Origin of the sequence: Sphingobacterium faecale, assembly GCF_016746095.1 — a bacterium.
GTDB lineage: Bacteria > Bacteroidota > Bacteroidia > Sphingobacteriales > Sphingobacteriaceae > Sphingobacterium > Sphingobacterium faecale.
In genome coordinates this window covers 186,954-205,415 of record NZ_JAERTY010000007.1, presented here as the reverse complement: position 1 = coordinate 205,415, position 18,462 = coordinate 186,954, and the positions used below count along the sequence as shown (strand labels likewise).

General features: G+C 42.5%; 21 protein-coding genes. 1 reads left to right on the top strand and 20 read right to left on the bottom strand.

Going from position 1 to position 18,462, the window contains the following annotated elements; genetic code table 11:
* Positions 1 to 32 precede the first annotated feature (32 nt).
* The 19 genes from JKG61_RS13250 to JKG61_RS13160 all read right to left on the bottom strand — a co-directional run bounded on the left by JKG61_RS13250 (position 33) and on the right by JKG61_RS13160 (position 16,119).
* Positions 33 to 1,091, bottom strand: coding sequence for a beta-ketoacyl synthase N-terminal-like domain-containing protein (locus JKG61_RS13250; protein WP_202103459.1), 1,059 nt, complete (start codon positions 1,089 to 1,091; stop codon positions 33 to 35).
* Positions 1,092 to 1,175: 84 nt separating this feature from the next.
* Positions 1,176 to 2,372: a beta-ketoacyl-[acyl-carrier-protein] synthase family protein gene (locus JKG61_RS13245; RefSeq protein WP_202103458.1), complete on the bottom strand. Its 1,197-nt coding sequence runs from the start codon at positions 2,370 to 2,372 to the stop codon at positions 1,176 to 1,178.
* A gap of 3 nt (positions 2,373 to 2,375) precedes the next feature.
* Positions 2,376 to 2,633 (bottom strand): phosphopantetheine-binding protein, encoded by a 258-nt coding sequence (locus JKG61_RS13240; RefSeq protein ID WP_021071172.1) that lies wholly within the window; start codon positions 2,631 to 2,633, stop codon positions 2,376 to 2,378.
* Between the two features lie 2 nt (positions 2,634 to 2,635).
* The gene (locus JKG61_RS13235; RefSeq protein WP_202103457.1) at positions 2,636 to 3,241 is read right to left on the bottom strand and encodes a beta-ketoacyl-[acyl-carrier-protein] synthase family protein; all 606 of its coding nucleotides are present in this window, start codon (positions 3,239 to 3,241) and stop codon (positions 2,636 to 2,638) included.
* Positions 3,241 to 4,365 carry a beta-ketoacyl synthase N-terminal-like domain-containing protein gene (locus JKG61_RS13230; protein WP_202103456.1) on the bottom strand — a complete coding sequence of 375 codons (1,125 nt, stop codon included), beginning with the start codon at positions 4,363 to 4,365 and terminating at the stop codon, positions 3,241 to 3,243. The genes JKG61_RS13235 and JKG61_RS13230 overlap by 1 nt, the downstream gene beginning before the upstream one ends.
* Complete coding sequence (locus JKG61_RS13225) at positions 4,338 to 4,784, bottom strand: acyl-CoA thioesterase (protein ID WP_202103455.1); 447 nt, start codon at positions 4,782 to 4,784, stop codon at positions 4,338 to 4,340. Before JKG61_RS13225 ends, JKG61_RS13230 begins: the two co-directional genes overlap by 28 nt.
* Positions 4,759 to 6,027 carry an ABC transporter permease gene (locus JKG61_RS13220; RefSeq protein ID WP_202103454.1) on the bottom strand — a complete coding sequence of 423 codons (1,269 nt, stop codon included), beginning with the start codon at positions 6,025 to 6,027 and terminating at the stop codon, positions 4,759 to 4,761. The genes JKG61_RS13225 and JKG61_RS13220 overlap by 26 nt, the downstream gene beginning before the upstream one ends.
* 7 nt (positions 6,028 to 6,034) lie before the next feature.
* Positions 6,035 to 6,784 (bottom strand): ABC transporter ATP-binding protein, encoded by a 750-nt coding sequence (locus tag JKG61_RS13215; RefSeq protein ID WP_202103453.1) that lies wholly within the window; start codon positions 6,782 to 6,784, stop codon positions 6,035 to 6,037.
* Positions 6,785 to 6,789: 5 nt separating this feature from the next.
* Entirely contained in the window at positions 6,790 to 7,791 is a 1,002-nt protein-coding gene (locus tag JKG61_RS13210) for a BtrH N-terminal domain-containing protein (protein WP_202103452.1), read from the bottom strand.
* Positions 7,791 to 8,195, bottom strand: a complete 405-nt coding sequence (locus JKG61_RS13205; RefSeq protein ID WP_202103451.1) for a hypothetical protein — start codon at positions 8,193 to 8,195, stop codon at positions 7,791 to 7,793. Before JKG61_RS13205 ends, JKG61_RS13210 begins: the two co-directional genes overlap by 1 nt.
* A 111-nt stretch (positions 8,196 to 8,306) precedes the next feature.
* Positions 8,307 to 8,768 carry a hypothetical protein gene (locus JKG61_RS13200; protein WP_202103450.1) on the bottom strand — a complete coding sequence of 154 codons (462 nt, stop codon included), beginning with the start codon at positions 8,766 to 8,768 and terminating at the stop codon, positions 8,307 to 8,309.
* Position 8,769: 1 nt separating this feature from the next.
* Complete coding sequence (locus JKG61_RS13195; RefSeq protein WP_021071163.1) at positions 8,770 to 9,198, bottom strand: hypothetical protein; 429 nt, start codon at positions 9,196 to 9,198, stop codon at positions 8,770 to 8,772.
* Positions 9,198 to 10,331 carry a beta-ketoacyl-ACP synthase III gene (locus tag JKG61_RS13190; protein ID WP_021071162.1) on the bottom strand — a complete coding sequence of 378 codons (1,134 nt, stop codon included), beginning with the start codon at positions 10,329 to 10,331 and terminating at the stop codon, positions 9,198 to 9,200. Before JKG61_RS13190 ends, JKG61_RS13195 begins: the two co-directional genes overlap by 1 nt.
* A 3-nt stretch (positions 10,332 to 10,334) precedes the next feature.
* Positions 10,335 to 11,240: a hypothetical protein gene (locus JKG61_RS13185; RefSeq protein WP_202103449.1), complete on the bottom strand. Its 906-nt coding sequence runs from the start codon at positions 11,238 to 11,240 to the stop codon at positions 10,335 to 10,337.
* A gap of 3 nt (positions 11,241 to 11,243) precedes the next feature.
* Complete coding sequence (locus JKG61_RS13180) at positions 11,244 to 12,137, bottom strand: LpxL/LpxP family acyltransferase (RefSeq protein WP_202103448.1); 894 nt, start codon at positions 12,135 to 12,137, stop codon at positions 11,244 to 11,246.
* Positions 12,138 to 12,149: 12 nt separating this feature from the next.
* Complete coding sequence (locus JKG61_RS13175) at positions 12,150 to 12,398, bottom strand: acyl carrier protein (RefSeq protein ID WP_021071159.1); 249 nt, start codon at positions 12,396 to 12,398, stop codon at positions 12,150 to 12,152.
* The gene (locus JKG61_RS13170; protein ID WP_202103447.1) at positions 12,391 to 13,617 is read right to left on the bottom strand and encodes a beta-ketoacyl-[acyl-carrier-protein] synthase family protein; all 1,227 of its coding nucleotides are present in this window, start codon (positions 13,615 to 13,617) and stop codon (positions 12,391 to 12,393) included. Before JKG61_RS13170 ends, JKG61_RS13175 begins: the two co-directional genes overlap by 8 nt.
* A gap of 6 nt (positions 13,618 to 13,623) precedes the next feature.
* A complete protein-coding gene (gene fabG / locus JKG61_RS13165; RefSeq protein WP_202103446.1) occupies positions 13,624 to 14,355 on the bottom strand; it encodes a 3-oxoacyl-ACP reductase FabG in 732 nt (243 codons plus the stop codon).
* Between the two features lie 234 nt (positions 14,356 to 14,589).
* Entirely contained in the window at positions 14,590 to 16,119 is a 1,530-nt protein-coding gene (locus tag JKG61_RS13160) for an HAL/PAL/TAL family ammonia-lyase (protein WP_202103445.1), read from the bottom strand.
* A 184-nt stretch (positions 16,120 to 16,303) separates the two neighbouring features.
* Between JKG61_RS13160 and JKG61_RS13155 the strand changes: the two genes are divergently transcribed.
* Entirely contained in the window at positions 16,304 to 17,572 is a 1,269-nt protein-coding gene (locus JKG61_RS13155) for an NAD(P)/FAD-dependent oxidoreductase (protein WP_202103444.1), read from the top strand.
* 30 nt (positions 17,573 to 17,602) lie between these two features.
* Here the strand turns inward: JKG61_RS13155 and JKG61_RS13150 are convergent, their stop codons facing one another.
* Positions 17,603 to 18,451, bottom strand: coding sequence for a sugar phosphate isomerase/epimerase family protein (locus JKG61_RS13150; RefSeq protein ID WP_237249473.1), 849 nt, complete (start codon positions 18,449 to 18,451; stop codon positions 17,603 to 17,605).
* Between the last annotated feature and the right edge of the window lie 11 nt (positions 18,452 to 18,462).

Sequence of the window (18,462 nt, the reverse complement as noted above, 5' to 3'; positions counted from 1 at the left end):
ATAACTTCACAACTTGTTCACTCGATAACTCCCTAACTTCTTTTCAACAACACCAAGCTATGATCTCTACCTTTATACTGGTTATATAATAAAACGTAAGTAAGCGGTATTTGTTTTCCCGCCTTCCAAACAATATTCTCCGGGATAGACTGTTCTTTCAACACATAAGCGGCGGTAGCCATACCAAAGGCCGAGGCGATATCAGAATGCCCGTAAAGATGCTTATAGTACAACTGTACCCGATCTTCGAACAATTTCCCTAACTCCTCAAAATAATGATCATATGTTATATCACCGCTATTACCAAGAACCAACGCCGAAATAACGGATCGATCCAGTTTATTAACGTCGAGAAAACGATCTACAAAATCAGCCAACTCCTCTTTGTCCAGTCGATTTTGCACGCATACATCCACCACTTCCGCATAGCTGTCTACAGAAGAAACATGGCTAAGCGTAAAGAACGTAGCACCTTCACCGTAATTGACCCCTGCACTATTGGATGTTCGTATTGTTTCTTGTACATCGTCAGCCTTCACTTCTCCGATCAATTGCTTTAGCGTAAAAGTATGTCCCGATATTTCATCGATGCCACCAACAAGTATCGAATGTGCATCACCTCCCTGCAGCTGTTCCAAACTGTCCAACAAGGCCGATTCAAAGGATACCGCTCCATTCACGTAAGTAAAATTATAAGCTTTACAGCCCAATCGCAGCGCTATCTGTGCACCCACAGTATTATGCGTAGACTGAATGAATGAAGTAGGTGTCAAAAACTCCTCATCGTTATCCAACACATTTTTTAGAAATTTCTCCGAATCCTCCAAACAGCCTAGGCCTGTACCCGTAATTACAGCATCTAATTCGCTCACACCTGCCTCATCTAAGGCCTGCTGCGCAGCATATATGCCCATTTTGATCCCTTTGGACATACGCCTGATCATATTAGGGGCAATAAGCTCTTTGTAAGAAGGCTGTTCAGCATAAGCTTTACTCACGGTAATCTCTACAGCCTCATCAAAAAAATCAGACCGCCAGATCCCCTGTGCAGAGACCACACCAATACCTCGAATAAAACACTTTTCTTTCATTTCTTCTTTTAAAACAGTTATCAAGTTATCTTGTAATCGTGTTATCCAGAAAACTAAACTCTTGATAACTTGTTCACTTGACAACTACCTCCCCAAAATTAACGTCGAACAATTCCCTCCAAAGCCAAAAGAATTGGACAATACATAGTCAATCTCCTTATGCAATACATCCACTTGTGGAATGAGATCAAACTCCTCCATGGCCGTCTCAAAATGAAGGTTAGGAAATACCATTCCTTCTTGGATAGCCAAAACACTATACACAGCCTCTATTGCAGCTGCCGCCGCCAAGGTATGTCCTGTGAAGGACTTGGTTGAACTGAATATCGGCACTTTTTCACCAAAAGCCCGCAAAAGAGCCCTACCCTCAGACAGATCGTTATTGGGTGTAGCCGTTCCATGCACGTTGATATAATCAATTTGGCGAGGTTCTATTCCACCGACAGCAAAAGCCTTCTGCATAGCTAAAAATGCCCCCTCACCATTCTCGGACGATGCCGTTTGATGGAAGGCATCATTCGCGTTACCATAACCAACAACACGCGCCAATACCGTCTTTTCTTCTTTCGCAATCAACTCCTCCGATTCCAAAACCAAATAAGCTGCTGCTTCTCCCAGGTTCAGCCCTTTACGATGCTGATCAAAAGGTCTACAATAGGTATCCGACAAAATCATGAGCGTATTAAAGCCATTCAAGGTGAACTTGCTCAAAGCGTCCGTCCCTCCCACGATAACGCGGTCCAACCGGCCACTCTTTATGAGCCTAGCCCCTAGCATAATCGCGTTGGCAGCCGAAGAACAAGCCGTACTGATGGTCGTGACGGCACCCCTCAGCCCTAGATCATCAGCAATCTGTTGCGTAGATACACCAGCATCGTGACTACGTATATAATGCTGTAATTCTACGTCCTGCATATAGGCATAGAAATATTTTTCGGTAACATCCATTCCTCCTACACTAGTAGAAGAAATCAATCCCGTACGGATAGACGTATCTTTCAGATCAAGTTCCGCCTGCTGCAATGCCTGACGGGCAGCCAGAATGCCCAGCATCCCCGTTCGGGTCAGACTATGTCCTTTTGTAAGGCCTATGCGATCTTCTAAATCACGATTGGAAAGCTTGATCTCACCAACCAAGACATTATCCCGATGCCTCGTATCAAAATTATCAATGCGGCTTATTCCACACCGTGATTGAGACAGAGCCAATAGATTCTCCTCCACAGAAAGACCTATGGCCGAAACAATTCCCATTCCGGTAATACCTACACCGCGTGACATCAGCTATTTGGTTCTATTTTTCGAGATAAAATCAGCCATTGTATTGATCGATTCAAATATAGCCTTACCTTGCTTAGGATCACTCAATTTGATACCATAGCCTTTATCCAGCAGAACAATAAGCTCTAAAGCATCGATAGAATCCAATCCCAGACCATCTCCAAACAAGGAGTCATCATCATTGATATCGGATACTTCAATATCTTCCAAATTTAAAACCTCAATGATCTTACCTTTTAGCTCTTCTTTTAATTCTTCCATTTTTATATTAAAAATAATTGATCAATTTGTTCTATCGTATGCGGTAATATCCCAGTACGTTCTACTGTATACATGACCGCCTTATATTCTTCACCAAATAATTCCACCCAACCACACAACACACGTGATGCCTTCCCAGACAGCAACAGATACGCTGCATAAGCATGCAAACTCTCCGCATCATAGCCGTCAGACACAAAAAAGGCATTCTCCGCAAGCAAATGATGCCGTATACACAGCTCTCCTGCACAGATATTTGCCAATGTATATACAAATATAGCAGGGCTAGGATAATAATTCGTTTCGTCCTGAATCGTCTCCCAATGCCGGCTATCCGTGTCCAGACTCCCTGACCGATTTGCCAAGATAACGGCAGTATCCTCTACAGTAGCCCTATTCCGTAAAAGGTATTCGCCCGCTGTGAAGGTCAACTTACTCAGATTATCCATCTTATAAAACTTAGGATAATCGACCTGAATATTTTTCACAGCTTCTTTCACAAACGTAGCAAAGGAACTTGCTTCACTCGAATACACAACCTCTCCGTTGATCGCCACCTGTCGATCAAACACTGTGGTATATGCTGATATGTAAAATGTCTCTGCCACTACACCTTTTTTATAATCATAGCCGTATTGCTCCCCCCAAAACCAGAAGCAGTCTTCAGGCAACAATTTAAAGCCGCCGAGGCCGTATCCTGAATAACATGGAGGTATTTGGACGTTCCCAGGTTAGCAAAGCCCTTGGTCGCAACTAACCTATTTTCATACATGGACTTGATAGATATCACCAACTCCAACAAACCAGAAGCTCCCAAAGTATGACCATAATAGCCTTTTAAACTATGCGTAGGCACCCCTGATAAGCCTATACGATCAAATGCGATAGCTTCCATCTCATCGTTATACAATGTTGCTGTACCATGCGCCGAGATAAAATCAATACGGTCACCTGTAATATCAGCCTCCTTAAAAGCGGCCGCTACACTCCGTACCAGTCCCTCCCCTGTGCGCGAAGGTCCGGATATATGATTCGCGTCATTGATCGCCCCTTCGCCCAGAACCTGTACCAAACTACCTGCCCGCTGCCCAGTGACCCAAGCCGCAGCAACAGCTTCTCCCAAAGTCACGCCATCACGTTCCACATCAAACGGACGACACGGCCCACTACTCATTGCTTGAAACGACTGAAACCCAGACAGCACAAATTCACTGACCTGATCAGCCGCCAATACCAATACCTCATCATATTGTCCCATCTGTATCAATCGTTTGGCAACGGATACCGCCAACAATCCCGAAACACAGGCATGAGAAACAACGATGGGTTTAGCAGTAAAACCAAATCTATCGGCCAGTACTTCCCCCATTCTCCCCAATTGAGCTTCCTGAGCAGAAGTAGACCGCAGTTTATCTATATTCCCTTTCGTTGTCGAAAGGACAAATCCTGTTCGCTCTGTAATAGTTTTATCCTTTAACAGTGGTACCACCACCTGTAAAGACAGATTTTCCAGAAAAGATAAAGACAGATCTTTCATTAATGCCAGTGGATCAGCAAAGCGAGCCACAGGTACACTTTTAAGCATCCCTATATCTACTGTACGGATGGCGCTTTCGCTCCGCATTAAGGCAGACCAATTGCTATCCAGATCCATACCTAGTGGAGTAACACAATTTACTGACGATATGTATACCGGCTTAAACACTATAATAACCCCACCTTCTTCTTCCAACGAAGCATAAAATCCGGCGTATTCAATGTCAATAATCCCTCACTATCCAAGAAGACCTGTGTGGTCTCTCCTATACAGACCAGCTCATCCTGTTCGTTAAATATTCGATACCTAAAAACCACCTTGGCAGCAGGAGTGTTCACAAAAGAAGTATCTACTCTAAACTTCTCCCCATAACGCAACGGCAACTTATGTTCACAAACGGACTTAACAATGGGTATCGTATAACCTGCAGCCTGCACAGTCAAATAATCTATACCATGTTCTCTGCCAAAAGCTTCACGTCCATCTTCAAAAAAAGTGATATAATGGCCATGCCATACAATCCCCAAGGAATCCACCTCATTGAACCGCACATCCCCCCATTTGGACACGGTCAAATGGCTCGCTTCACTATATAGTTCTTTTCTTCTTATCATAGAGGACCGCTATCAGCAACGTAAGCATAAAAAACAAAAGTAATAAAATTAGTTGAGGCAGAATAGCCATCCAACTCCCCTGCCGGAGCAAAATATCATAAAAACCGTTCAGTGCCCAGTTCATGGGAGAAAGCCTTGAAATAGTCTGCATCACAGCAGGCATCACAAAAACAGGCACCCACACCCCGCCTATCGCCGCCAAAATAACAACAAATGTAGCCCCAAATGGAGCAGACTGTTCCTGTGTCGTGGCTATCGTTCCTAATAAGATACCAAAACCTATAGCGGCAAGCCCTGCAAAAAGCGCCATGGTAGACAACTGCATAAAATTAGCACCGACCTCAAAGGAAGGCAAATCCAGCAGTGGAAATATATATACCCCAACCACAAGCATCAAATAAAATTGAATCAGGCTAACCAACAGATACGTAAAAGTCTTCCCCAAAAGAAACAACGTATAAGGCACAGGATTCGTGATAAGACGGACCATAGTACCCTGTGACTTTTCTTTCACGATATTGATAGAAAGAGGGACAACGATAAAGAAAATAGCGAATAAAGACCAAGCTGGTACATTGTGCTGTACAGCACTAGGCTTTATCGCAGCTCCTCCTTCCGCAGGGCCAATCTCACGGTATTGGAGAATCTGATCCTGATCAAACACAGCTTCTTCGCTGACTCCCAGTTCTTCCTGAAATACTTTGTAAACCTTATCTTTCTCTATCGTAGCAATCAGCTTATCGATAGAACTTTTTATCGCAGTTTTAAAAGATTCCTGTGTAGCAGGATCAAAATACAGATTAACATCCTTCTTTTGGATTGTCACCGCAGCAGCATGGACCGTATCCGAATCGGAATACGAAAACTCCGCCATTACTCTATCCACGTTCTGTTTAATATGTAGATTCAGATCGTCACTCAATTTTGGTGGAAGTACAATAGCCAATTGATAATCTCCTCTAAAGACAGCATCCTTGGCGGATGCCTCGGACAGCGTCTGATCACCGATCTCCTCGACAATTGCAAAATTCCCTGTACTCCCTAATTCTTTTCTAACCGTCTCCGCAATCTCTCCTCGATCATTATCGACTAACAGCACAGGAATCCGAGTCCCCGTGATAGAGTCAAAGGATCCCTTCTGCACCATAGTAATGGTAACCAACAGAACCATAGGCATCACGAAAAGAATAATAAGCCCGCCAATATCTCGAGATTGAAGGATGAGCTCCTTCCGAATAGCCATCCCCAACTTATATAGCATCTCTAAGCCCCCTTCCTGTCAATGCAATAAACACATCTTCCAAATTGCGTGCGTCCTGAGTCGTGTGAATCAATTCCTGAGGTGTCCCCTGAGCGATAACCTTTCCTCCTTCAATAATGGCAATACGATCACACAATTCTTGCGCTTCAATAAGATGGTGCGAAGTATATACCAAGGTCATACCCGATTGGTTTCGCTCTTTCAAAAAATCAAGAATTGCGTTTTTAGACTGCACGTCCACCCCAACGGTAGGTTCATCCAAAAAAAGCAATTTTGGATCATGTAGAATTCCCGCCAATAGGTTGACCCTACGTTTCATACCTCCCGAAAAAGCGCCTATTTTTTTATGTGCAAACTTGGATAGCCCCATTTCTGCTAAACCCGCCTCCACCAATTGGTTTAGATTCTTTCCTTTCAAGCCATACATCGCCCCAAAATAAACCAGATTCTCCGTAGCGGTCAGTGTGGGATACAATGCATATTCCTGTGGAACAACACCAATCAATCGGCGGATAGCCATGGCCGATTCCCGATAAGAAAGACCAGCAATAGTAAAGCTACCTGACGTAGGCTTGACCAGACCACATAGCATCGAGATTAATGTCGTCTTACCAGCACCATTCGGTCCCAATAGTCCAAACACCTCCCCCTCGGAAATCTGAAGACTGAGATTCTCCACCGAGTAATAATCGCTGTCTTTATATTTCTTAGAAAGACTATCTATTCGAATGATCTCCATATTATCTAAACAGCTTTTTTCAGCTTCTTAAAAAAAGCTTCTTCAAGATCCGCCAAGTGAAGCAACTCCGCAGACAATGTATTATACACATCATCTTGATTACTCCTCTTTTTATATACCCGAGAAGCATTAACAGCAAAATCACGCCACAGATCGCCAATCGCTGTCATTTCTTTGGATAAATCGAGTAAAGCAGCATTATTGGTCTTATGTCCCGCCTCCTGCAAGAAAGCGGAGTAAATATAACGGAAACCACCACCCCCTGTACCTATCTCCTCCTGCATACGTACCATCTGAGCCAAGTAATAATTGGCCTTCGGTACCCCCACCTTTTGGGGCCAATTGGCAATAGCCTTGGCTACCGTACGCATTCCCCTTACCCCGACTATAGGAACAGGAGCCAACATATCATTGCAGGCTTTCCGTATCGACTTGCGAATAGCTTTTACCCAATCAATATCATGCTCAGCAGGCACATAGGTTGGATAATATAAATGCCCTTTCGGAGCCAGTACACCTTTTGCAAAACGCACCCGTTCCAACTCCTTTTCCGTCAGCCGGTGGACACCTTCCATAGTAGGATCGCTCACGAGATACTCACTGCCTTCCTTACCATAGATAACCAGATTATGGGCATTGAAATGGAACCTGTAATCATCCGGAAAATACGGTAGATGATAGACCCCTACCTGTAATCCTGAAGGGATATGCTGTTTTAGGTTCTCATCCAGCTGCTGTTGAGCCTTAGCCGGACTCGAAAACTTCTTCCGCTCAATCTTAATCCCCAAACGCTTGGCCATACGGCTAAAGATCCACCCTGGCATAGGACGATAACTCAGTCCCGGAGCATTACTGACCTTCAAAAAAGGCAGATAGACATAAAAAATACCCGCCCCCAAGCCAAACACCATAGGCTCAGAGAGATTGAGTCCCTTATCTTTTAATAAGTTTGAAGCCACCCCACTTTCACAATGTGCAGATTGGTGATGTGTAAAATCTAACTGCATTAATCTCCTTTAAAATTCTTTAACTCTGCTACTGTAATATCAAATGCATCAGCATACTTCTGTAACCGATCATCACTCAATTTATTAAATACCGTTGGTCGGAAATGACGCTTAATACGCCATTGCCAAAAACCTGTATAACCCGACAGAACGCCTACATCCATTCTCGTCAATAACATATAATAATAGACAGGGCTCCGCTTTCCCGCCTTTACATCCGCCTTAGCCTGATCGATTTCTGCCTGAAGAACTTCCATCGTGTGATCCTGTACAATGTTTTTCGCTTCCCAGCCTGTACTCAAGGCCGTAGTATATTTACCATCCTCATCTACAGCATAATACATTTCTCGAGAGCCTTTTTGCACAATCCGGCCACTATCCTGAGGTACTTCCGACTTTTTCATATGTATATAATTATTCGTGCATTTATTTGTTTTCTCGATGGAACTCATGAATGCTTCGCATTTATCTCATGATCCGCCAACTGGCGGATCGGCTTGTTTATTTAATGGCTATTAAAACTCACGCTCCTGTAAGAATAAATTGATCTCAGCCTCTGCTATTTTGTTGCCCTGTACTTCTGCGATAACCGACATGGTACATATGGTATACCCCACACCTTCAAACTGAGAAACCAAACTGGCAGTCGTACGGATACACTCTCCTTTGTCGGGCAGACACGCAATACTTACACTTTTAATCGCAGAGATGAATCCAATAACACGCTCATCGATCTCCGGATCATAATCAGCGGTATAATAGTTTTGTCCCACGATGGACGAACAGGTCTGCGCCATATGTTCTATCAACCCGACCTCCTGTAGCGCGTTGTCCGCCAGAAACACACAGTCAGATTCGATCGTATATTCACATATCACATGCCCTTGACTGATCTCAACAATATAATCTACCATCAACATAGGCTCCCTATGTGGTAAAAACTCATGAATTGGTATTTTGATAGATTCTGTTGCCATATCAAGACGTTGAAGCAATAACTGTTTTCATCTGCGCAGAGCCTATACATTCCTCTGCTATATATGTTTCTATATGCACCAAGGTAACGCCCATAAATTCTTGAACAATCTCCACCCGACTGGTTAACACCTCCCCTAATGAAGGTAATCTGTGCACTTCAGCTTTCTGAATGGAACCGATATATCCAGTAGGCGCTTGTTCGCCACGGATATAGTAACTATAGCCCGTGTGCGCTGCCACCGACTGTGCCATATGTTCTAATAATCCGCTCTCCTGCATGTGGATACCGAGGACAAAAAGATTATCCACCTTTACTTCAAAATCAACAACAACGGTCTCTAAGGTGTATGCAAGTAACCTATCGATCATCACCATAGGAAACCGCTGTGGAATTAACTTCAAGATATCTTCTCCTTGTACCGGAACCATTAGCAAACAGTTAAATAGGCGTAAGAATAGGTAAAACGTGCACTCTCAGGTACACACAACAAAATACGTTGTCCTTTTTGCAAACGTCCAGAATGGACTAATTCTTCTAACATCAGGTACACCGAACCCGCTCCCACATTACCGACAGAACGTAAGTTCATAAACCATTTGTCCCTTGTAATCTCTATTCCTGCTTTCGCAAAGCGATCATAAAGACCGTCTACAAAATAATGTGACGAAACATGGGGCAGTAAGTAGTCCACATCCTCAGGGGTAATACCATGCTTCTCCATGGCGTCCTTCATACTTTCGACCCCTTTATCCAAAATATATTTATCCAAGAGTTTTGTATCCTGCTTAACAGCAAAAACAGATTGATTAAGCCATTCTACAGAATGATAATCACTGAAGGGCTTTAGATCACCATTAGCAAGCTTGTCAGCCCCAGCGTACATACACACTTCGAGCTCATGTGCGTAAGAGTACCCCTCTATCCATTCGATACGCATCGGGAGAGGTCCTCTTGGCTCATTTTCCAAAAGCATTGCCCCCGCTCCATCAGAAAGCATCCAGCGTAAAAAATCCTTATTAAAAGCAATAATTGGCTGTTCTTCCAGATCTTTAAGGTTTTCAACCTCCTTATTATAATGATCGGCCAACATCCAGGAAGACATGCGCTCAGAGCCGGTACATACCGCATTCGCAGTATTTCCAGCCTTTACCGACAGATAACCAAATTTTAGGGCATTCATACCCGCACAACAGTTGCCCGAAGCAGAATTAACTTCCGACTGTCCATTCTTCAACTCTCCATGAACCATCACAGCGTGCGAAGGCATCAAATAATCGGGAGAGGAGGTACCACAAGAAATCAATTGAATATCCGAAGCTTTAAAATCCGCATCCAACAGATTGCGGATAGCATTTGCAGTAAGCAGTACGTTCGTATGCGTAGGCACACCATCTTTTGTAAGCGCATAATACCGGGTCTGTATACCGTTATTCCGCAAAACAATGCGCTTAGCTTTAGATTCCCTATCGTTAATTTTACCAAGATATATCTCCATATCTTCATTAACAATGGGTTCATTGGGCAAAAATTTACTTACACGATTTATAAAAACTTGATTCATCTGTTAAATACCTTGATAATGGGCCTTTTCCTTTTTAATTCTAGCAAAATATAAAATCGGAAACAGCAATAATTCGATTAAAAATACAATAGGGGACAGAAAATATATAGCAAAAATCACATAATATTTAAAACAGGAGACCAACACGCTGCGTTTTCTCGGGTTTTTGAGAATCAACGTTGACCAGATATGAAACATCCGATTAGCCTTCTTGTCCATCGAAACTAAGAAAAACCGAAAATCAACCGCCCCCTGGGCCAACAATGATTCCTGCATGCCCCTGAAATCTCCTTCCTTCAATCGAGAAAGAATGGTCTCTCCATATTTGGATGCACCTCTAATCTCCTGATCTGCTACCCCAGGCAGAGGGAATATACCGTAGGCCTTCCGTTTTACTCCAGAAAACAACCAATCTACGATAGTCACCACCGAGATCATATTATGATGTCTATCTGTCAATGCAATATTTCCTACTAATTGAGCACCATTCTGGAGCAATAAAGCTTTTACCTTATCCTGTGCCTTGGCCCACATATTACGGGATCCACTAATGGTTACAACCAGCGTCTCTCCCAAGAGGGTCTTGGCATAATCACTTTTGAGAAAAGAATTAGTCGGAATAGAGGGTGTCAAATACCAAACTTGATAATGAAATAAAATCAGGTCATACTTACGCTCTAAAATATGCGGTGCCGGAGGATGAATCTCTTCCGGAATTTGCTGAAAAGTCTCCGGAAAAACATCAAAAAAAACATCCCCTCGCCAAGGAAAAGGAAAAGAATGAACCGTACGAATCTCGTAAAAATCAAGCCTCACATCCGCATCATCCAAAAAAGGACGCGCTATGGATTGAGCGATTTCTTCGAGCTGTCCAGACTGACTGTAGTAAATTACTAAAACATTTTTCATAATCTATGGAGAAGCCCTCTCCTCTCTATTCCAAAAATCAAAGAAGTTAAACCATTGTAACGGATAGCGGGATAAGATTCCCTCCACACTTTTTACATACGCTTCCAATGCAGCTTGTGCATCCCTACGCTTAACTGCTCCTGCACGGCGCGCATAAAGATGGTAATGGCTACTTGTCTCTTTCATGACGTACACAAAGATTATAGGCACACCCAATCTTGATGCCAAATGAAAAGGACCTGCTGGAAAAAGAGCCTTCCTACCCAATAGCTCCGCTTCCAATACTTTAGAACCTTCAAAATAACGATCTCCCGTAAAACAAATCAACTCGTTGTTAGAAAGCGCATCATTAATATCAAATACATGCGACATATCATCCTTGATGTAGATATGTTTTATAGTAGATTTTCCGGCGATCGTTTGCAAATATTCTTTAATCACGGATACTTCTTGATCTACAGTCACCTGGTTGATCTGAAAGCTGAGATCAAGATCCGAAAAAAACTGCTCCGAAATTTCAAAATTACCAACATGGGCCGAAATCAAGATCCCTCCCCTACGCTCTTGCAAAATTTCCTTAAGAGAGTCTATTCCGTCAAAATCATACGTAAACTGGTTGCGCATACCCGCAGAAATAGCCACTTTGTCAATAATGGTCTGTCCAAACACAAAATAAACACGATATACTTTCCAAAAGGAAGTCCATTTTGAAAATCCCTGACGTTGATGGAGGTAATAGAAGATATTCTTAAAACTCCGGGGGTAGAACAGAAAATAATAGAGCGCTACAAAAACAAGAAGTCCGTAAGCAGTACGGACGCCAAATTTCTTAATAAAGAAAACAAAAATTTTATAGCCAAGGAGTGTTCCTTTCGACCTTCCGTCCCATTGGCTCATCGTTATCTAATTTTATTTTACCGATATTTTATGTGCAATCACGTTATAAAAATCCTGAAAAGTAGTCATCCCTGCAAAATCTGACTCCCCCAATTTGACACCAAAATTAGACTCGATCAACACGACCAGGTCCACATAGTCCAAACTATCCAAATCAAGAGATTCTCGAAGAGGAGCTTCGGGCTGTATCACCTCCGCTTCCACCTCAAATTCCTCCACTAAAATTTCATTTATCTTCTGCTTAATATCCGCGTTACTCATTATTAAATCTCTTAACTACCACCGCTGAATTTGTTCCACCAAATCCAAAAGAATTTGACAAATATATGTCAAATTCTCGTTTTATCGTTGAGGAAACTAAATTTAATTCCTCTAATTCCTTATCTACTTGTTTCAAATTGATATTAGGCGCAATAAAGCCATGCTGCATCATGAGTGTCGAATATACAATCTCGCTTGCTCCAGCCATCCAACATTCGTGTCCAGTCATTGATTTTGTAGAACTCACAAAAGGCTTCCCACCGAATACTTCTAATATTGCTTTCGCTTCATTGGCATCCCCAATAGGTGTAGAGGTAGCATGGGCATTGATATAATCAACATCCTCGGCTCCGATTCCAGACTGCTCCAAAGCACGACGCATAGCCAATGCCGGTCCATTGATATTTGGAGTGGAAATATGTCCACCATTAGAAGAAAAACCATATCCCAGGACTTCTGCAATAATAGGAGCTCCACGTTTTACAGCGGACTCATAACTCTCTAAAATAACCGTAGCTGCTCCTCCACTCGGAACCAATCCTGTACGGCCAGTATCAAAAGGCCGCGATGCCAGTTCCGGATGCTCAATATCCTCAGCAAATACGCCCAGGCCATCAAAGCTAGCCATAGCGTAAGGATTGATTTCCTGTGCACCTCCACAAATAATCATATCCTGGAGGCCTTGCTTGATAAACATATAACCTAAGCCAATAGCATGCGAACCACTCGCGCAAGCCGCACTGATGGTCATATTAATTCCTCTGAGCCCTAAAATAGTAGCTAGATTCATAGTTACGGTGGAGTTCATGGACTTAAAAATAGCTCCTGAACCTATGAGTTGCGTATCTTTTTTGTCACGCACGATATCCGTAGCCTCAATAACGGCTTTAGACACGCTATCATTGCCATACAAAATTCCGACTTCGTTAGTCTCCAGGTAAGTAAGATCAATATTGGCTTGTTGTAAAGCCTCACGGGTAGCTATATAGGCATACTCTGACTCTTCACCCATACTGATTCGCTGCCTACGAGTCAGTTCATTCTTAAGATTGGGAGTAGGAACCATTCCTGTAAGCGGTGATTTAAATCCAAACCCTATTCTAGACTCGTCCACTACAATACCCGATTTCCCCTCGAATAGTGATTGTCTCACCTCTTCCAAGTTTGTCCCTATACAAGAATAGATACCCATCCCTGTAATCACCACCCTTTTACTCATACCTGTCTAAGAATAAATACCACCATTAATATTTATAATTTCACCTGTAATATAACCAGATTTTTTGGATGCTAAAAATGAAATTAAATCTGCAACTTCCTCTGCTTTCCCAAACCGATTGGCCGGAATAAGCTTAACCAACTCCTGCTCATCCATTTCGGCCGTCATATCAGTCTGGATAAATCCTGGCGCAACCGCATTCACCGTCACATTACGCTTAGCAACCTCTTGGGCTAACGCCTTTGTCGCACCAATTACACCCGCCTTAGCGGCTGAATAATTGGTCTGTCCAGCGGTACCCTTAACCCCTGAAACCGAGACCACATTGATGATACGCCCATAACGGCTACGTAACATCTTCTGAATAAAAAAGTTGGTCACATGAAAAAATCCATTCAAAGATATATCCAATACGCTTTGCCAATCTTCTTTTTTCATCCACATAAACAAACCGTCTTTAGCAATACCCGCATTATTAACCACCACCTCAACCACCGCATCAGAGTGATTTTCCATCCAGGTTGTCAACGCGGTATTCACAGCCGTTTCATCCGCAACATCAAATTTCAACACGGCCCCCTTGCCCCCTGCATCTTCAATTAACCGCAGCGTTTCTCGTGCAGCGGCTTCATTACCCTGATAATTGATTAAGACATAATAGTTTAAATCAGCAGCTAATTTCTGACAAATCGCTCGACCTATACCTCGGGAACCTCCGGTTACTAATGCACATTTCATATGTATATAATTTGTCTTTTATCTGTCATATGGAATATCCAAAGTATATTCATTCGTGTTTGTGCAGTCTGTGCTACATGGATATTTCATATGTGTATAATTTATTCTTTAATAGCCATTAACTTGCCCCGACCAGTCGGGACTGAATATCCAAACTATATTATGCACGGATTGTTGTGCATGCTGCTTCGCGGTCATTCGTATTTGTGCAGTCTGTACTATATGGATATTTCATCATGACGCGTCTTGTTTCATTAAATAATCTTTCACAGATTGGATCGCAGTATACAACGGTTTATCCTCTGAAAAAGCAGGTATTATATTTCTTATCGCTTCATAAAGCTCTTTCGTTGGAGAAGAAACCAGCTCTTGATAGGATAGAATATCAATAGCCTGAGCAATAGATATGAGCTGTATCGCCAAAACCTCATACGCATTGACTATTACCTTATGTGTAATAACAGCTGCATTGGTACCCATACTCACAATATCCTGGTTATCATTATTGTTTGGTATACTATGTACGTACATCGAATTGGAAAGAGTCTGGTTCTCCGCTGTAGTCGACGTAGCCGTAAACTGAGCACCTTGCATTCCAAAATTAAAGCCCAGTTTCCCCATATTGACAAATGGAGGTAGAATCTCGTTGATCTTGGCGTTCATCAGATAATTCAACTGTCGCTCCGACAACATTGTCAATCGAGTAATAGCCAGTTTCAATTTATCCATTTCTAAGGAGATATAATCCCCGTGAAAATTACCACCGTGGTATACATTCTGATCTTCCACCGATATGATCGGATTGTCACTGACCGAGTTCACCTCATTTTCCAGGATAACACCGACCTGTTCAATCGTTTCTAAAATAGGTCCCAGAATCTGAGGCACACAGCGTAACGAATAGTACTCCTGCACCTTATCTTTAAAAATTTCCTCCAGATTATTGCCCGAATACAAATCTTCTTCTCGCTTGCGAATCAATTTAGAATCGGCCAAGTGTGCACGCATCATCGCAGCGATATCCTGCTGTCCTTGATGTTTTTTTACCTCATTTAGGGTATTCGAATAATGGTCATCGTGCGCCTTGACTAATTCGTTCATAATGGAAGACAGCTTCACAGACCAAGACAGGAGCTGCTTGGCGTGGAAATAGTTTACCATTCCCGTCCCCGTCATCACTGAGGTCCCATTAATCAGGGAAATCCCTTCTCGTATTTCTACTGCAATAGGGCGTAACCCCAATTCTGTGAACACCTCCGATGTCGGTCTCCTTTTTTCTTGGTATATTACCTCCCCCTCTCCGATTAATGTCAGGGCTAAATGCGCTAACTGCACTAAATCACCACTCGCGCCAACACCTCCATGTGCAAAGATAACAGGGGTAATATCGCGGTTAATAAATTCCTGCAGCAGCTCCAATACGGAGATGTGCACACCAGATTTCCCTTTCGAAAGGTTGCATAAGCGGGTAAGCATAGCGGCTTTGACAATAGCGGGCGGCAACAGATCTCCAGTTCCCGAAGCATGGCTACGAATAAGATTGTACTGTAACTGAATGCGATCGGCCTCTTGTATGCGATACTGAGCCATAGGCCCAAAACCCGTATTTATACCATAGATTATCTTATTCTCGATAAATGACTTTAGAAACGAAAAACTCTCTTTAGCCACCTCAACGGTTTCAGCGGCTAAGCCGACCTGTTCGTGATGCAATAATACATTTGCAAACTGATCTAATGAAAGATCTTTATGAATAGAAATCATTAATTTATATACCCTCTTTTTACTTCCAATTTTAGAATATCTTCTTCTGTCAACAAGATAATTAAGTACCTTTGTCAATAGCTGAGTGCAAAAATAACACATTTCTGCTATAATAAAGTCCTTGATCAAAGAGGAATACTAAATAAGCAGTTTTATTTAGGTTAAAATTGGTTTCTTTAATAGAATGAGTACAAGCGAAGTTGACATTTTGATTATTGGCGCTGGACCTTCGGGCTGTGTTGCCGCTGGATATTTACAGAAACAAGGGGCAAATATCAAAGTCGTAGAAAAAAGTAAATTTCCTAGACTGGTAGTAGGCGAAAGTCTCATTCCTCGTGTCATGGATCACTTTGAAGAAGCAGGTCTTCTAGACAATCTCAACAAACAAAATTTCCAAAAGAAGCCTGGCGCCCGTTTCATCCGGGGACAGGTGATCAGTATTTTTGACTTCAGCAAAAAATTTGGCGAAGGTTGGGATTGGACCTGGCAAATCCCTAGAGCAGATTTTGATAAGATCATGACCGACACACTGATCGAGAAGGGCGTTGATATCAGCTTTGAAACAACGGTGACAGCGATCTCCTTTGAGGGCTCAGATTCTATAACGACCATTGTGGATAAAGAAGGAAATGAATCACAGATCAAAGCTAAATTTGTAATCGATTCCAGTGGATACGGCCGGGTATTACCAAGATTGCTCCACTTGGACAAACCTTCAAAACTAAATCCACATTCTGCCATCTTTTCTCATGTCAAAGACATCAACAGACCAGCAGGAGTAGAAGGAACACAAATTTCTTTTGATGTGCTGGATACAGAAGTATGGCTTTGGGTTATCCCATTTTCCAATGGCAATACAAGTCTGGGAATAGTAGCAGACACTGCTTTTATCGAACAGCTCGCAGCAAATGGCGATACCGCTTTAGCGCTGAAAAAGGCAATACAGCTCTCCGATTTCTATGTCAAAAGATTTGCCGGAACCGAGTTCCTCTTTGACCCCATCCATCTAAAAAACTATTCTGCAGCGGTCACTAAAATGTATGGTGATGGTTTTGCTCTCACCGGGAATAGTTCTGAGTTTCTAGATCCGGTATTTTCATCCGGAGTATGCTTTGCAACCGAATCCGGCATACTTGCAGCAAAACTGGCATGGAGAGAGATTAATGGAGAGCAAATAGATTGGGAAAAAGATTTTACACAATATATGCAACGCGGTATTGATGTATTCACCACGTATGTAAAAGAGTGGTATACGGGCAATCTACAGACACTATTCTTTCATAGACCTGAAAACCTAGACGTTAAGGAGAAAGTATGTGCAGTACTCGCTGGTTACGTCTGGAATGAAGAAAATCCATTTGTCAAAAAGCACAACCGCGTTATCAGGAGTATAGCCTATATGTTGGAAAACAACAAAGAGCTATCCGATAATATTGAGAAAACATACCAATAAAAAAAGGGAGGTTTCCCCCCCCTTTTTTATTTACTTTATCAGCTTTCTGAAATTTATTGCACTCAACCGAACATCTTCTTTACTGTTTTTCCAGTTATATTCATATTCCGCAGAAAGCATACCTTTAAACTTCTGCCGCTTCAATTCATCTATAACAGCCTGCAAAGGTAACTTACCGGTACCCCAGTGGACATCGTGAGCATTCTTATTCCCAAACTCATTTAAATCCTTGAAATGGAGATGAATAATATGTCCTTCCAATTGTTTCAAACAAGCCACGGGATCCAAGCCAGAACGCATCCAATGCCCAACATCTGCTGCAGCTCCCATCAGTTTACTCCTACCTTCGAGTGACTTCAAAACCACCTCCGGATTCCAATATTTTGACGGTTCAGGATGATTGTGCAGTGCCGCTTTGATCTGATATTTATCGCAAAGACCAGAGACGATGTCTAAGTGAGCATCAGATGGCTCTACAGTCAACACTTTAATCCCCATATCTTTAGCAAAAGCAAAAACCTTCTCCCATTCCTCAGCATCTTTTGCTCCTACTACACCAAAAGCGTGCAGCGTCACGCCCTTTTCTTTTAAAAGTTTTTTAACAAGCCGCCTACCCTCGGGAGACAATTGATACCCCATCTTTTCTGTACTTCCAGCACCGATAGTTTGTCCGGGAAAAGCTTCGACATAACCTAGATTACAGCTATCCAACTTGCCTAACGCTTCCGCAAACGAAAACAAGCGAAAAGTATAAGCTTGCGCTCCTAATTTCCATCCAAGGCGCTCTTCAGGCCTATCTTTGGCCGCTTTGCTACTACCAAAGGACAACAAAAATACCCCTAGCACGATGGTAAAGGCAAATAAACTGATCTTTCTCATAAAATTTGGTT